Annotated in this window: 14 protein-coding genes; 10 read left to right on the top strand and 4 right to left on the bottom strand. The window is 53.4% G+C overall.

The genetic code is table 11. The features are described 5' to 3' along the window. Positions 1–12: 12 nt before the first annotated feature. The 9 genes from NNL38_RS11320 (at position 13) to NNL38_RS11280 (ending at position 11,231) form a co-directional block, all read left to right on the top strand. Positions 13–774: an SDR family NAD(P)-dependent oxidoreductase gene (locus NNL38_RS11320; protein WP_255388141.1), complete on the top strand. Its 762-nt coding sequence runs from the start codon at positions 13–15 to the stop codon at positions 772–774. Positions 775–782: 8 nt separating this feature from the next. Beyond that, positions 783–1,877, top strand: coding sequence for a hypothetical protein (locus NNL38_RS11315; protein WP_255388140.1), 1,095 nt, complete (start codon positions 783–785; stop codon positions 1,875–1,877). Positions 1,878–2,256: 379 nt separating this feature from the next. Continuing rightward, positions 2,257–3,564 carry a trigger factor gene (gene tig, locus NNL38_RS11310; protein WP_255388139.1) on the top strand — a complete coding sequence of 436 codons (1,308 nt, stop codon included), beginning with the start codon at positions 2,257–2,259 and terminating at the stop codon, positions 3,562–3,564. Positions 3,565–3,671: 107 nt separating this feature from the next. Continuing rightward, a complete protein-coding gene (clpP, locus tag NNL38_RS11305; RefSeq protein ID WP_255388138.1) occupies positions 3,672–4,295 on the top strand; it encodes an ATP-dependent Clp endopeptidase proteolytic subunit ClpP in 624 nt (207 codons plus the stop codon). A 115-nt stretch (positions 4,296–4,410) separates the two neighbouring features. Then, positions 4,411–5,691, top strand: a complete 1,281-nt coding sequence (gene clpX, locus NNL38_RS11300; RefSeq protein ID WP_255388137.1) for an ATP-dependent protease ATP-binding subunit ClpX — start codon at positions 4,411–4,413, stop codon at positions 5,689–5,691. A gap of 138 nt (positions 5,692–5,829) precedes the next feature. Beyond that, positions 5,830–8,202 (top strand): endopeptidase La, encoded by a 2,373-nt coding sequence (gene lon, locus NNL38_RS11295; protein ID WP_255388136.1) that lies wholly within the window; start codon positions 5,830–5,832, stop codon positions 8,200–8,202. A gap of 220 nt (positions 8,203–8,422) precedes the next feature. After that, on the top strand, positions 8,423–8,695 hold the full coding sequence (gene hupB / locus NNL38_RS11290; protein WP_255388135.1) for a nucleoid-associated protein HU-beta: 273 nt from the start codon (positions 8,423–8,425) through the stop codon (positions 8,693–8,695). Between the two features lie 214 nt (positions 8,696–8,909). Continuing rightward, positions 8,910–10,799 carry a peptidylprolyl isomerase gene (ppiD, locus tag NNL38_RS11285; RefSeq protein WP_255388134.1) on the top strand — a complete coding sequence of 630 codons (1,890 nt, stop codon included), beginning with the start codon at positions 8,910–8,912 and terminating at the stop codon, positions 10,797–10,799. Positions 10,800–10,943: 144 nt separating this feature from the next. Next, positions 10,944–11,231: a ComEA family DNA-binding protein gene (locus NNL38_RS11280; RefSeq protein WP_255388133.1), complete on the top strand. Its 288-nt coding sequence runs from the start codon at positions 10,944–10,946 to the stop codon at positions 11,229–11,231. Between the two features lie 87 nt (positions 11,232–11,318). Here the strand turns inward: NNL38_RS11280 and rrtA are convergent, their stop codons facing one another. After that, positions 11,319–11,888 (bottom strand): rhombosortase, encoded by a 570-nt coding sequence (gene rrtA / locus NNL38_RS11275; protein ID WP_255388132.1) that lies wholly within the window; start codon positions 11,886–11,888, stop codon positions 11,319–11,321. A 10-nt stretch (positions 11,889–11,898) separates the two neighbouring features. On the opposite strand from rrtA, the gene NNL38_RS11270 reads away from it, so the two are divergent. Further along, a complete protein-coding gene (locus NNL38_RS11270) occupies positions 11,899–12,510 on the top strand; it encodes a tRNA-uridine aminocarboxypropyltransferase (RefSeq protein ID WP_255388131.1) in 612 nt (203 codons plus the stop codon). A gap of 53 nt (positions 12,511–12,563) precedes the next feature. Here NNL38_RS11270 and NNL38_RS11265 read toward each other — a convergent pair whose 3' ends face one another. The 3 genes from NNL38_RS11265 to NNL38_RS11255 form a co-directional block, all read right to left on the bottom strand. Beyond that, a complete protein-coding gene (locus tag NNL38_RS11265; protein WP_255388130.1) occupies positions 12,564–13,931 on the bottom strand; it encodes an anti-phage deoxyguanosine triphosphatase in 1,368 nt (455 codons plus the stop codon). After that, complete coding sequence (yfbR, locus tag NNL38_RS11260) at positions 13,931–14,515, bottom strand: 5'-deoxynucleotidase (RefSeq protein ID WP_255388129.1); 585 nt, start codon at positions 14,513–14,515, stop codon at positions 13,931–13,933. The genes NNL38_RS11265 and yfbR overlap by 1 nt, the downstream gene beginning before the upstream one ends. A gap of 260 nt (positions 14,516–14,775) precedes the next feature. Further along, a complete protein-coding gene (locus tag NNL38_RS11255; RefSeq protein WP_255388128.1) occupies positions 14,776–15,990 on the bottom strand; it encodes a pyridoxal phosphate-dependent aminotransferase in 1,215 nt (404 codons plus the stop codon). Positions 15,991–16,022 lie beyond the last annotated feature (32 nt).

Here is a 16,022-nt window from a genome sequence, read left to right as displayed (position 1 = left end):
AGAAGGGTAGTGATGTTTGATTTAACAGGAAAGACCATTGTGGTGACCGGCAGCTGCCGGGGCATTGGGTTGGCGATTGCCAGGGCGCTTCATGGGCAGGGGGCGAATGTGGTGATCACGGCCCGCCAGCCGGCACAATATCCGGATGTGCTGGCAGCGTTTGCCGCGGCGCCGGAGCGGGTCCGGTTGGTGTCATGCGACATCACGTCCCCCGAATCGGTCGCGGCACTGTTTGAAACGGCACTGGCCTGGCAGGGGACGCTGTATGGTTGTGTCGCCAATGCCGGTAGCCGCGGCAGCGGGCAGGCGGTCTGCGACATGGATTGGGATGCGTGGCAGGCACATGTCGGGGCCAACCTGCACGGCACGTTTGCAACGTTGCAGCACGCGGCGCAGCATTTGTGTCGTCAGGGAGAAGGAGGGCGCTTGATGGCGGTTTCGAGTTTGTCTGCGGTGAAAGGGACGGCAGGCTTTGCCGACTATGGTGCGGGGAAGGCGGCCATTACCTCGTTGTGTCGCTCCCTGGCGCTGGAGCTGGCTGCCTCAGCGATTACGGTGAACAGTGTCTTGCCCGGTTGGGTGGAAACGGAGATGAACCGGGATGTGCTGGCAGATCGCCGTCAGTATGAGTCAATCCGCCGGTTGCGGATCCCGCTCGGGCGCTGGGCCACGCCGGAAGATATTGCCCCGTTGGCGGTGTATCTGATGTCTGAGGAGAGCCGTTACCACACCGGCGATGTCATCACAGTCGATGGCGGTTACCGAATTTTCTGAGGATAACTATGCACACCGAAATGAATATTGCTCCGACGGATTTTGCGCAGCTGGCGCAATCGCGTTTTGCTTTCGATCCGAACAGCCTGGAATCGCCACCGAATTGTTTCATCTTCGGCCTTTATACGTTGGCCTCGATTGAGGCGCCGTTGCCGTCCATTGCCAAGCTATTCGCCGAGCACAGCTTTTCTTTTCGGCCCGAGCATCATTCGCACCCGGCGTTGATCCATCCCGAAACCCGGTTTGCCCGGTTTGAGTTTTTCCGCGACCAGACGGGGCCGTATCTGGATGTTCATGCCCGTCATGTCGACGGGAAAATGGCTGATTTGCTGCGTGAGCGGTGTGGGCTTGACATTGAGGTGATCCCTTTTACTGAGTTTGCCGCGCTGCTTGAGTACATTGGTGACCGGTTCAGCCGTCAGCGTCCGGTGTTGTGTGATTTTGATATGGGGTACATTCCGTCGAGATATCAATATCAATTGATCCGTGGCTATGAGCATATCGTCTTTTTGACCCGGTATTGCCCTGCTCAGAATCGGTTCCTGCTCAGCGATCAGGATGTCCAGGACGACCCGGTGGCGATGCAGGACGTCAGTGCCTGCTTTGACGGGATGCTGAACCTGAAAGGGGTGTTTAACTGTTACCAGGTGAAGCGGGTCGGGGTGCCGTCACCGCACCTGTCCATGGCCGAGATCCGCCAGGATGTCGTCGAGAATGTGGCTTACCTGACCACGGGCCAGAACGATGCCGGTATGGCCGCCGTCAACCATTATCTTGAGGGCATGGCGCAGGTCAAAGCGTTGAATCAGCCGTTTTATATCTTTGGTCACTGGATCTTTCTCACCCAGCGGAAATTGCAGGTCCGCTGGTGTGAACTGGCCAGACAGACACTGACCACCCCGGCGCAGCGCGCAGCCCTGGCCAATCTTCAGCATCACTTAAGGCGGCTGGCTGACAAATGGGGCGAGTTCACGATGCTGGATCACCTTAGCCGGAGTACCCAACGGGTGACGCCGGCGCAGGTTGCCCAGCGGTGTATTGAAGCGGCCAGGCTGGAGTTGGAGAGTCCGCGCTACTGGCTGGCGTTGTACGAGACGCTGTGATTGAAGCAAAAAACATCAATCGGCTGTGAAATAAACCGAATAATTCAGCTCACGGTCAAAAATTCGTAATGCCCCGCGATTTTTTTGGGGTTTTCCCTTGTAAATGGAATTTTTGCCCCTATCTTGTGTGAAAGGTTTGATGATGACGTACTTTTCAGGCGAGACGCTGTCTCGACGACAAGGCGCAGGATCGCTATAATACCGCGTTTTTAATTTCTGGCTCAGTGGCAAATCGGCCAGTAGAAACAGAAATTATCAGAATTAAGGCGTTATGGTGTAGGTGAGGTCGCCTGCCATAACACGAAAGGATGCCACCGTCAGTTCAACTGATCGGCAACATCACTCAGAGAATACTGAGTAAGTTTTGAGGTTAAATAAAATGCAAGTTACCGTTGAAACCACTGAAGGTCTAGAACGCCAACTCACTATCACAGTTCCGGCTGCAAACATCGAAGATGCAGTGACAGCTGAGCTGAAGAAAATTGCTAAAAATCGTCGCTTCGATGGTTTCCGTCCAGGTAAAGCTCCGCTGAAAATGGTTGCTCGTATGTTCGGCGCCTCTGTTCGCCAGGACGTACTGGGTGAAGTGATGCAGCGTCACTACATCGAAGCAATCGTGAAAGAGAAAATCAACCCAGCGGGTGCGCCAACGTTCACACCGGTTGAAGTTGCTGAAGGTAAAGATCTGGTATTCAAAGCATCTTTCGAAGTATTCCCGGAAATCGAGCTGGCTGGTCTGGACAAGATTGCTGTTGAAAAACCAGCAGTTGAAGTGAAAGACGAAGACGTTGATGCGATGCTGGACACCCTGCGTAAGCAACAGGCAACTTGGACTGAGGTTGAAGAAGCTGCCGTTGCTGACAGCCGTGTTACCATCGATTTCACTGGTTCTATCGACGGTGAAGAGTTCGAAGGCGGTAAAGCAGAAGGTTTCGCACTGGCCATGGGCCAGGGCCGCATGATCCCAGGTTTCGAAGACGGTATCGTGGGCAAGAAAGCGGGTGACGAGTTCACCGTTGAAGTGACTTTCCCGGAAGACTACCATGCTGAAAACCTGAAGGGTAAAGCAGCTTCTTTCGCAATCAAACTGCACAAGGTTGAAGCGCAGGAGCTGCCTGAGCTGACTGAAGAGTTTGTTGCGAAGTTCGGCGTTGAAGACGGCTCTGTTGAAGGCCTGAAAGCCGAAGTTCGTAAGAACATGGAGCGTGAGCTGAAGCAAGCGGTGAAAACTCGCATCAAAGATCAGGTTCTGAATGGTCTGGTTGAGCAAAACGACATCACAGTTCCTGCCGCTCTGATCGATCAGGAAATCAACGTTCTGCGTCAGCAAGCAACTCAACGCTTCGGCGGTGATGCGCAAAACGCACCAGAGCTGCCACGTGAACTGTTTGAAGAGCAAGCCAAACGTCGCGTCGTTGTTGGCCTGCTGCTGGGTGAAGTGATCAAGTCTGAAGAGCTGAAAGCTGATGACGAGCGTGTGAAAGCACTGATCACTGAAATGGCATCTGCTTACGAAGATCCAGCGGAAGTTGTTGCTTACTACGAGCAAAACGAGCAAATGATGAACAACATGCGTAACGTTGCTCTGGAAGAGCAAGCGATCGACGCACTGCTGGCCAAAGCTCAGGTTTCTGACAAAGAAGTGAGCTTCAACGAGCTGATGAACCAGCAACAGCCTGCAGTTTAATTTGCTGATATCTGGGTAGAGATTTGACTTTGTTTCAAATCTTCTGCTAACAATGGTCCGTGTGAGAGTAATTTCATTCGGGCCATTTATTTTAGGGAAATAACGTTATGAGCTACCAAGACAACAACGCCATGTCGCCAATTATGAATGCGCTGGTACCGATGGTGGTCGAGCAGACTTCTCGTGGTGAGCGTTCTTACGACATCTATTCCCGACTACTAAAAGAGCGTGTGATTTTCCTGACCGGACAGGTTGAAGATCAGATGGCCAATTTAGTGGTTGCACAGCTTTTATTCCTTGAGTCTGAAAACCCGGACAAAGATATTTTCCTGTACATTAACTCACCGGGTGGCTCGGTCACTGCTGGCATGTCAATCTATGACACCATGCAGCACATTAAGCCAAACGTGAGCACTTTCTGTATGGGTCAGGCCTGCTCGATGGGTGCCTTCCTGCTCGCGGGCGGCGCGCCGGGCAAACGTTTCTGCCTGCCGAACTCCCGGGTGATGATTCACCAGCCACTGGGCGGATTCCAGGGCCAGGCGTCTGATATTCAGATCCATGCGCAAGAAATTTTAACGATCAAGCAACGATTGAATAATCTGCTTGCCGAGCACACTGGCCAGCCGCTGGAAGTGGTTGAGCGTGATACAGACCGCGATAACTTTATGTCGGCTGAGCAAGCCGTTGAATATGGTTTGGTCGATGCTGTTTTGGGTAAGCGTGACTAATGTCATTGTTTTTGTTCTGTCACGCGGATTTTCGGGTGACGGAGCAAAATGGCAAGAGTTGTTATACACTCAAAACAAGGCAATGATGGGGTGAAACCCGAAAAGAGGTTAGCGAATGACAGATAAGCGAAAAGAGAGTGGTAGTGGAAAACTGCTGTACTGCTCTTTCTGCGGTAAGAGTCAACATGAAGTTCGCAAGCTGATTGCAGGCCCTTCGGTATATATTTGCGATGAATGTGTCGATTTGTGTAACGACATTATTCGTGAAGAAATTAAAGAAGTGATGCCTAAGCGTGAAGGCAACGAACTTCCGACACCACAGGAAATTCGTGCGAACCTGGATGATTACGTGATCGGACAGAACCATGCGAAAAAGGTTCTGGCGGTTGCGGTGTACAACCACTACAAGCGTCTGCGCAACGGTGATACCACCAGTGAAGGGGTTGAGCTGGGTAAAAGTAATATCCTGCTGATCGGCCCGACCGGGAGCGGGAAAACCCTGCTGGCTGAAACACTGGCCCGGATGCTGGATGTGCCATTTACCATGGCAGATGCCACCACATTGACCGAAGCCGGTTATGTGGGTGAAGACGTTGAAAACATCATTCAGAAACTGCTTCAGAAGTGTGACTATGATGTCGCCAAGGCTGAACGTGGTATCGTTTATATTGATGAAATCGACAAGATTTCCAGGAAATCGGATAACCCGTCTATTACCCGTGACGTCTCGGGTGAAGGGGTTCAGCAGGCCTTGCTGAAACTGATTGAAGGGACGGTGGCTTCGGTTCCGCCACAGGGTGGCCGGAAGCATCCGCAGCAGGAATTCCTGCAAGTCGACACCTCCAAGATCCTGTTTATCTGTGGCGGTGCGTTTGCCGGCCTGGATAAAGTGGTTGAGCAGCGTGTTGAGACTGGTGCCGGGATTGGCTTCGGGGCGGAAGTTCGCTCTAAAAATGAGTCACGTACCCTGAGTGACCTGTTCGAGCAGGTTGAGCCGGAAGATCTGGTGAAATATGGCCTGATCCCTGAATTTATCGGCCGTCTGCCGGTCACAGCCATCCTGAATGAACTGGATGAGCAGGCGTTGGTGCAAATCCTGCGTGAGCCGAAGAATGCGCTGACCAAGCAATATGGCGCATTGCTGGAGCTGGAAAACGTTGAGCTTGAGTTCCGTGATGATGCGCTGGTTGCGATTGCCCGCAAGGCGATGGAACGCAAGACCGGGGCACGGGGTCTGCGCTCCATCGTGGAAGCGGTGCTGCTCGATACCATGTACGAGCTGCCGTCGGCGGAAGGGGTGAGCAAAGTGGTGATTGACGAGTCCGTGATCAAAGGGGAGTCCGATCCACTGCTGATCTACGAAAACACTGAAAATCAAGCAGCTGGCGCTGAATGATTGGTGAATAACTGCTCATAATGTTGAAAAAAAGGAGGCTTTGTCCTCCTTTTTTATTTTCTGCTACTTACCCCGTTGAATCTTGCCGCTTTACCCCCATATACTCAGTTAAAGAGATTGAACGGAAGAGAGAAGAATATGAACCTGGAGCGTTCGGAACGCCTTGAGATCCCCGTTCTGCCACTGCGTGATGTGGTGGTCTACCCTCATATGGTCATTCCATTGTTTGTAGGCCGGGATAAATCCATTCGTTGCCTGGAATCGGCAATGGACGACAATAAGCAGATCCTACTGGTTGCCCAGAAAGAAGCGGCAACCGATGAGCCTGCGATTGAAGATTTGTACAGTGTCGGTACGGTCGCGACGATTCTCCAGTTGCTGAAACTGCCGGACGGTACAGTTAAAGTACTGGTGGAAGGTCAGCAACGCGCTAAGGTCAATAACCTGCGTGATGATGAATTCTTTGTCGCCGACGCTGAGTTCCTGATGACTCAGGAGATGGATGAGCGTGAGCAGGAAGTCCTGGTCCGCACCGCGATCAATCAGTTTGAAGGCTTTATCAAGCTGAACAAGAAGATCCCGCCGGAAGTGCTGACGTCACTGAACGGGATTGATGAAGCGGCTCGTCTGGCGGATACCATCGCCGCGCATATGCCGCTGAAGCTGGCCGACAAGCAAAAAGTGTTGGAGATCATCGATATCACGGAACGACTGGAATTCCTGATGGCGATGATGGAGTCCGAGATTGATCTGCTGCAGGTCGAGAAGCGCATTCGCGGCCGCGTGAAGAAGCAGATGGAAAAAAGTCAGCGTGAGTATTACCTCAACGAGCAGATGAAGGCCATTCAGAAAGAGCTGGGTGAGCTGGATGATGCGCCGGATGAGTTCGAGTCGCTGAAGAAAAAGATTGAAGAGTCGAAAATGCCGGCTGAAGCGCGGGAGAAAACCGAGCAGGAGCTGCAGAAGCTGAAGATGATGTCACCGATGTCAGCGGAAGCGACGGTGGTGCGCGGTTATATCGACTGGATGCTGAGTGTGCCCTGGCATAAGCGCTCGAAGGTGAAGAAAAACCTGGCCAAGGCCGAGGAAGTGCTCAACGCTGACCATTATGGCCTGGAGCGGGTGAAAGAGCGCATTCTGGAGTATCTGGCGGTACAGAGCCGGATCAACAAGCTTAAAGGTCCGATTCTGTGTCTGGTTGGTCCACCCGGGGTCGGTAAGACTTCTCTGGGGCAGTCGATTGCCGCAGCAACCGGCCGGAAGTACGTTCGGATGGCACTCGGCGGCGTGCGTGATGAAGCTGAGATCCGCGGACACCGTCGGACTTACATCGGGTCAATGCCGGGTAAGCTGATCCAGAAAATGGCCAAGGTCGGGGTGAAAAACCCACTGTTCCTGCTCGATGAGATCGACAAAATGTCATCAGACATGCGTGGCGATCCGTCTTCAGCACTGCTGGAAGTATTGGATCCGGAACAGAACAATGCTTTTAACGATCATTACCTGGAAGTGGATTACGATCTGTCGGATGTGATGTTCGTGGCGACCTCGAACTCAATGAACATTCCGGGTCCGCTGCTGGATCGGATGGAAGTGATCCGTCTGTCGGGTTATACCGAAGATGAGAAGCTCAACATCGCCAAGCGTCACCTGCTTGAGAAGCAAATCAAGCGTAACGGCCTCAAAGTGGGTGAAATTGAAGTGGATGACTCGGCGCTGATCGGGATTATCCGCTACTACACCCGTGAGGCGGGTGTGCGAAGTCTCGAGCGTGAAATTTCTAAACTGTGCCGCAAGGCCGTGAAAGAGATCCTGCTTAAGCCGGAATTGAAGCAAGTGACGATTACTCAGGAAAATCTGAAAGATTACCTGGGTGTGCAGCGTTTTGATTACGGGAAAGCAGAAGAAAATAACCGCATTGGTCAGGTCACCGGGTTGGCATGGACGGAAGTGGGCGGCGATCTGCTGACCATTGAAACCGAATCGATGCCGGGCAAAGGCAAGCTGACTTATACCGGCTCGCTGGGTGATGTGATGCAAGAGTCGATTCAGGCCGCACTGACCGTGGTTCGCAGCCGTGCTGAGCGTCTGGGCGTTGATAAAGACTTCTATGAGAAACGTGATATCCATGTCCATGTGCCAGAAGGTGCGACGCCGAAAGACGGCCCGAGTGCCGGGATCGCAATGTGTACTGCGCTGGTCTCCAGCCTGACCGGGAACCCGGTGCGGGGCGATGTGGCCATGACCGGCGAAATTACCCTGCGTGGTGAAGTGCTGCCGATTGGTGGGTTGAAAGAGAAACTGCTGGCGGCGCATCGCGGTGGCATTAAGACGGTGCTGATCCCGAAAGAGAACGAACGTGACCTAGAAGAGATCCCGGATAACGTAATTGCTGATCTGGAGGTTCGTCCGGTCCGCTGGATTGATGAAGTGCTGACAGTTGCGCTGCAGAATAATCCAACGGGTATCGAACTGGTCAACGCCCAAAACAGTGACATGCAGCAAAGTTAATCTATGAAAAAACGCTTTCAAGTGCAAAAAGCCTTGTCAGCGTTTTTTTGTATCGCTATAAGTTAGGTCTGATTTGGCTGTGAGCCCAATAATATCAATACTTACCCGTATCTCAGGTGTTCTGTGCTGATATACTTAGGCCTGATATCTTTTTCTGTCCGCACCTGACAAGTGAAGGTCACCGTGGCATGCGGACAAGGTTCATAGAGGGGATGAAATCGTGAACAAAACTCAGTTAGTTGATAAAATCGCTGAAAATGCAGATATTTCTAAAGCGTCTGCTGGCCGTGCGCTGGACGCCTTCATTGATGCGGTTGCTGATTCGCTGAAAGCTGGTGATCAGGTTGCCTTGGTTGGTTTCGGCACTTTTTCCGTTCGTGAGCGTGCGGCGCGTACTGGCCGTAACCCGCAAACCGGCGAAGAGATCCAGATTTCTGCAGCGAAAGTACCGGGCTTCAAAGCCGGTAAAGCGCTGAAAGATTCTGTAAACTAATCGTCGTTATTTCGGCGCTGTTGGAATTGAACAATGATTGATGCCGGGTGTCATACCCTAGGTTAACCTGGCATGAAGATGAAGGCGCATCAGGTTGATGCGCTTTTTTTACTTTGAAACTGTGTGATATTTTTGTCTCTGGGCCGAGCCCGGGACGTAAAGCATTCTTCACAACCCCGTGCCCGATCGAATTAAGTAGGAGATACGGCAGACTATGATGGAGCGTATGCGCGAAGGCGCTAGCAGCATTTGGGTTAAGATCATTCTTGGCCTGATTATTTTTTCTTTTATTTTTGCCGGCGTCGGCAGCTATCTTGCCGGTGGCGGTGAGCAGGTTGCTGCGAAAATTGATGACCGGAAAATCAGTCAGCGTGAGTTTGAGCAGGCTTATCAGAATGAGCGGAACCGGATGCAGTCGCAGCTGGGAGATTACTTCAACACGCTGATGGGCGATCCGGCTTACGTTCAGCAGTTCCGTCGTAGTGTGCTCGACCGTCTGGTCAATGATGTCCTGATTGAGGAGCGTGCAAATGCTCTGGGCATGCGCATCAGTGATGAGCAGGTTCGTGAGGCGATTGTCGAAATGCCGGAGTTCCAGCGCGAAGGTACATTTGACAACGAGCTGTACAACAGCCTGCTGCGTCGTGCCGGCTTCACGCCGGACCGGTTCGCTGAAACAATCCGTACGGATATGCTGCGTCAGCAACTGCTGGGCGCGCTGCAGAGCAGTGACTTTGCCCTGGACTATGAGCTGACTGCCTTGACTAAACTGGAGCAGCAGCAGCGTGTGGTCCGTCATCTGACGCTGGAATTGGCTGACTTTAAACAGCGTGTTGAACTCACTGACGAGGAAGTGAAAGCTTACTACGAGCAAAACCCGGCGCTGTTTACCCGTCCGGAGCAAGTGAAAGCGGCTTACATTGAGCTGTCTGGCCAGGGGCTGAAAGAAACGCTGGATGTGACGGAAGCAGAAGCCAGGGCTTATTATGATGAGCACCGCAGCAAGTATGCGACGGCTGAGCAGCGTAAAGCGAGTCATATCCTGATCCAGGGTGACAGCGATGAGGCTAAAGCCAAAGCGGAAGCACTGCTGGTACAGCTCAAGAAGGGGGATGATTTTGCCGAGCTGGCGAAAACTGAATCTGATGATACCTTCAGCGGTAAAGATGGCGGCCAGCTGGACTGGTTCGAGCGCGGGGTGATGGATCCGGCGTTTGAAGATGCCGCATTCGCCCTGAATCCGGGCGAGATTTCCGAGCTGGTACAATCGTCGTTTGGTTTTCACATCATTAAGCTTGATGAGATTAAAGCCTCTGAAGTGAAGCCGTTTGCCGATGTACGCGATGAGATCATTGCCGATCTGCGCGAGCAGGGCGCTGCGGAAGCTTTCTATGATCTGCAGACGCAGCTGGCTGAAACCGCTTTTGAAATGCCAGACTCGCTGGAAGATGCGGCGAAAGCTGTGGATGCCAAAGTTCAGTACACGGACTTCTTCGCCCGCGACGCGGCGCCAGGCGTGCTGGCCAACCCTGCTGTTTTGCAGGCGTTGTACAGCCCGGAAGTGCGAGAAGATGGCCTGAATTCGGAAGTGATCGAGATTGGTCCTGAGCATGTGATCGTCGTTCGTGTTGAAGACGCCCGTGACGAGATGCTGTTGCCATTTGAAGACGTTGCGGATACGGCGCGTCAGCAACTGGCGGCGCAAAAAGGTGAGCAGGCCGCACAAAGCAAAGCTGATGAGGTGATTGCCGCGCTGCGTGAAGGCAATACGGCAGTCCTTGAGCAAGAAGATCTCAGCTTCAGTGAAGCGCAGACGATTGAACGCGCCGGAGAGAATCCGATGCTGTCTCGTGTTGCGTTCGGTCTGGCCAAGCCCGAAGGCGAGCAACCTGTCTACGGGATGACGCGCGATACGCAGGGCAATGTGATGATCATTGCCCTGGATAAAGTCGTTGAGGCCAGCGTGGCACCGGAGGCAACCGACAGCCAGATGGCGAGCCAGGTGGAGCAGATGAATGCTCAGCGCGATATCATGGCGACCCTGGAAGTGCTGCGCACCACCGCAGATGTCAGCTATCCGACTTTGGAACCAGTTGAAAATTAATTGTAATCGAGCGATTACTAGACGGGCCGCCCTTGTGCGGCCCGTCGTTTTTTCGGCGCTTACCTTCGATTTGTGATTTACTCGGCGGCTCCGTGGATTAATCTGCGTATCAGTCTTGTTGAAATCAAATACACGAGGTTTGCAATGAAAACGTTGATACAAAGCCTGATGCTGACCCTGACACTCTGTCTGTCTCCACTGGCACTGGCCGATCAGGATCCCCATGAGGGGATCACCATCACTGTCAATATCAATACCGCTAATGCAGAAGAGCTGGATAATTTGCTGATTGGCATTGGTCCGGACAAAGCGGCGAAGATTATCGCTTACCGTGAGACGCACGGAAAGTTTAGCTCAGCTGAAGATTTAGCCAAGGTGAAAGGGATTGGCGTTGCGACGGTCGAGAAAAACCGGGCGAGAATCCTGCTGTAAATTACTGTGCTGAGCACGATGGACTGACGGTGAAAGGCGGTGCCCGTAACGGATGATGATAACCCGGGCACCGTTTTATCCACTATCTCAGATAGAGTCGCTTCTCTGAATTTGGTGCTTCCAGATAATGCAGCCGAGCGCAATCAGCCCGCCGGCTAGCGCACCGGCCAAATGGGCTTCTATTGCCACCCGGGCCCCAATCAGGGCTTCTGAACTGGCGGACCCGCCTACGACCTGTTCCCAGCCGACTTTTACGCCCAAACCTAGGAGTAACAGCCAACCGCCTTTTTGGCGGGCCTGGATATCTTTGACTACCCCCCAGGCGAATAGACCGTGGAGCACCCCGGACAAGCCTGCATACCAGTGGATATCGCTGGCCAGAATGGCGATGCCAACCACCGCTGACAGCCCCAGGATGAGCGTGGTATAGGACTTGAGATGAACATGGGCGCGGAAGATAAAACTGATAATCGCCAGCGCCAGGGTATTCATGAGCATGTGTGGCCAATTGGTATGGGTGAGGTTTCCTGTTAGGATCCGCCACATCTCGCCGGCCTGGATGGCCTGACGATCCCAGGCCAGCCAAGCCTGGATAGCTGGTAACTGAGTGATGGCCAACAGCAGGGCGGCGAGTATCAGATAAATACGAAGAGACAAGGTTACCTCGATGAGTCGATATTGTGAGCAGTGCGGTAAAGCTAAAAAAGCCTGTATCTGCCGCTGGATCCAAGTTCTTGATGCTAAAACTGAACTGTGGATATTACAACACCCTTCTGAGGTGAAACGGGCGATTGGGACAGCGCGGATCCTGACGTTATCGCTTCCCGGTGCCCGGCTGTGGGTCGGGGAAGATTTTTCTGAGCACCCTGAGCTGAATACGCTGTTGGCACAACCGGATCGTGATGCGTACCTGGTGTATCCGGGGGAGGCGGCGATGCCGATTTCGCAACTGGCTGATGCCCCTCTGCCTGCTCACCGGCGCCGGACACTGATCCTGCTTGATGGAACCTGGAAGAAAGCTTACAAAATCTGGCAGCTGTCGAAAAACTTGCAGGGGTTGCAGACGGTGTCGCTGGATAACGCCGAACAGGGAAACTACCGGATCCGAAAATCGCCGAAGGTCCAGGGGGTGTCGACTGTCGAGGCCGGCTATCTGGCGCTGACTGCTCTGGAAGGCGAGGGTAAGTTTACCCCGCTACTTGAGACGTTTGAGCAGATGATTGACACGCAAATCCGGCATATGCCGCCTGGGGTATTTGAACGCAATTATACGAGCTGACAGGGGATCGTCACCAGCCCCTGTTTGCCTGCTCTCTGATAGGGTTCGGCCAGCTAGAACCCTTGCCCTTCATGGTTGAGCCCGGCGGCTGCCGTGGGCTGGAACAAAGTGCTGTAGAGGCGCTGTGCGTAACCGTCGGTCATGTTTGAGATATAATCTGCGATTACGCGATGGGCATTCTCTCCCCGGTTGGCCGCAGTTAACCAGCGTGTTCGGGTATCGGCCGGCAGCAGGCGCTCGGGGTCGGCGGCGAAGGTATCGAACAGCTCCATCACCAGTTGCTGCCCTTTATACTCCAGTAACTGGATCTCCGGCTTTTTCACCACGTATTCACTGACGAAGTGCTTGAGGATGGTGAGCACCCGCTCCATCGGCTCGGAGAGAAAAGCGTTCCACTGCAACAGCGGCTCTTCGAAGCTATCCACGCCATTTTGAATCGACGGTGCGATATGGATGGCGGTGAGCAGGGCATTGACTAGCGCGCCGATGGCATCTTTGCGCTCATAGTGGCTGCCGAACAATTGCTCGCTCAGGTGGCCGATATGGCTCTCCAGCCAGGGCTCCCCGCTTTCAGCCAGCTGGCTGGCGGCCGCTTCATGCCATTGCTCGCGGGTAACAATACCCATGACGATCGCATCTTCCAGATCATGAACCCCGTAGGCAATATCGTCCGCCAGTTCCATTATGGAGCAATCGAGTGATTTAAACCGGGTTTTCAAATGCTCGGTCGGGTGGCTGCGTGGCTGGCGCATCTGGCTGAAAAGCTGCCGGTCGTGCTCAGAGAGCAGGGCCAGCACCCAGTCGAGCGTGGCCTGATCATCGTTGTAGATCCCTTTGGCCGGATGCCAGTCTTTGGCGCGCAGGTGGCGAAAGTGGCTGACTTCCGGTGGGTGCTCGATTGCCCGGGTGGTACTGATTAGCGCCGGGTATTTCAGTAAACCAAGTAGGGTGCGGCGGGAGAGGTTCATCCCGTAGTGCTCGGTGTAGGGTTCGAGCAGGGTTACAATACGAAAAGTCTGAGCATTGCCTTCAAAGCCGCCGTGGTCGCGCATCATATAGTTCAGCGCGACTTCGCCGCCATGACCAAACGGCGGATGACCGATATCATGGGCCAGGCACAGGCTTTCCATCAGACTGGTGGACGGTAGCAGGCCCCGGAAGTCGGGCTGTTTGATTTTCAACTGGGCGACAATCCCGGTGCCGATCTGTGAGGCTTCCAAAGAATGGGTCAGTCGGGTGCGGTAGAAGTCGTGATGGCCGGCGCCATGGACCTGGGTTTTCGCCTGCAGGCGGCGAAACGCGGCGGAGTGCAGAATCCGGGCACGATCACGTTGGAATGGTGAGCGGTGATCATTGCGCCGCATTTTCTGCTCGTTGCTGATCCGGCTTTCCCAGCCGGGATGGTGGTTAAATTCCTTCATTAACTGATATCGTCCAGCGTCAGGTTAAAACTATCGGCAAAGGTTTCTAGGAAGTACGTCATTTCCGGGCTGGTGCGCGCGGCCAAGGTGTCTTCCAGGCGTTTTTTTGCCTGGGTGAACTCGTGGTTGCCGGCGTTGAGCTCTTCCAGGCATTTGAGGTAAGCACATAAGCTATCGGCCTGTTTCACCATGGCATACTCTGCCTGGTTGATCTGCTCGCTGTCGAGCAGCGGGGCATAGTCATCGCGGAATTCTTCCGGCAGCATTGACAGCAGCTTCTTCTCGGCGGCCAGTTCAATTTTTTTGTATTCCTCGGCAATGGCCGGATTGAAATACTTGATCGGGGTTGGCATGTCGCCGGTCAGCACTTCGCTGGTGTCATGAAACATACCGAGCAGGGCGATACGCTCCGGGTTGACATTGCCGCCGAACTTACGGTTTTTGATCAGTGCCAGTGCATGGGCGACAAAGGCGACCTGCAGGCTGTGTTCGGAGATATTCTCACTGGATACACAGCGCATCAGCGGCCAGCGTTGGATCAGGTTCATTCGTGCCAGGTGGGCAAAAAAATGGCTCTTTTTCATTTCAGTACTTCTCAGCAGCGACGGTGCATATTTATACCAATCGTAGTAAATAAGGGTTCATTCTCGCTTGTTAAAATGCTCGATAACTGCGTTAGAATTTTTGATTGTAGCGTCACGACTTATCGAAAAATGCTGCTTTGTTCTCAAACATTTTTCCTGCGCTATCTCTGATCACTGACTTACTGTGATTGGTATTAACATGATAAAGGGAACAGGAAGGTAAAGAAAAGCCCCGATGAGACGGGGCTGAGTAACAGCGTTTACTGGCGATAGCAATGGAGGAAACGCTCCAGGCGTCCGATCGCCATTTCCAGATCGTCGACCCGGGGCAGGGTCACGATACGGAAGTGGTCCGGTTGTTTCCAGTTAAAGCCGGTGCCGTGCACCACCAGGACTTTCTCCTGTTGCAGAAAGTCCAGTACCATCCGCTCATCATCGACAATATTGAACTTCTTCTGATCAAGTTTCGGAAACAGGTACAGCGCGCCTTTCGGTTTGACGCAGGAAACGCCGGGGATCGCGGTCAGCATGTCATAGGCTTTATCGCGCTGCTCGAGTAATCGCCCGCCGGGCAGGATCAATTCATTGATACTTTGATAGCCGCCAAGCGCGGTCTGGATCGCATGCTGCATCGGGACGTTGGCACACAGGCGCATGGAGGAAAGCATCTCCAGCGCCTCGATATAGCCTTTGGCTAAATGACGCGGCCCGGACAGGATCATCCAGCCGGCACGAAAACCGCAGACCCGGTAAGACTTGGACAGGCCGTTGAAGGTGACGCAGAACACATCTTCTGCCAGCGGCGCGATGGAGTGGTGCTGCGCCCCTTCATACAGGATTTTGTCGTAGATCTCATCGGCAAAAATAATCAGTTTGTGCTGGCGGGCAATTTCCACCACTTCTTTCAGGAAATCGCGGCTGTAAACCGCGCCGGTCGGGTTATTCGGGTTGATCAGCACAATCCCGCGGGTGCTTGGGGTGATTTTGCTGCGAATATCATCCAGATCAGGATACCAGTCAGCGTTTTCGTCACAGGTATAGTGCACCGCATTCCCGCCGGAGAGTGAGACGGCCGCGGTCCACAGCGGATAGTCCGGTGCAGGCACCAGGATTTCGTCACCGTTATTGAGCAGTGCCTGCATCGCCATCATGATCAGTTCCGAGACACCATTGCCGATGTAGACATCTTCGACATCCATATCCAGCATGCCGCGCTTCTGATAGTGCTGCACCACAGCTTTGCGCGCTGAGTAAATGCCTTTTGAGTCACTGTAGCCTTGCGAAGTCGGCAGGTTGCGGATCACGTCCACCAGGATTTCATCGGGGGCATCGAAACCAAACGGGGCCGGGTTACCGATGTTCAGTTTCAGAATCTTATGGCCTTCCTCTTCCATGCGTTTGGCCTGTTTGAGGACCGGTCCCCGTATGTCGTAGCAGACGTTATTTAATTTGGATGACATCCCGATGTTGTGCATTGCTGTTTTCCTGCGCGAATTGTTATCTAATG

The organism is Photobacterium atrarenae (genome assembly GCF_024380015.1).
In the GTDB taxonomy this organism is placed as follows: domain Bacteria; phylum Pseudomonadota; class Gammaproteobacteria; order Enterobacterales; family Vibrionaceae; genus Photobacterium; species Photobacterium atrarenae.
The sequence above is the reverse complement of the archived record's forward strand: the minus strand, read 5'-3'. Positions and strand labels throughout refer to the sequence as shown.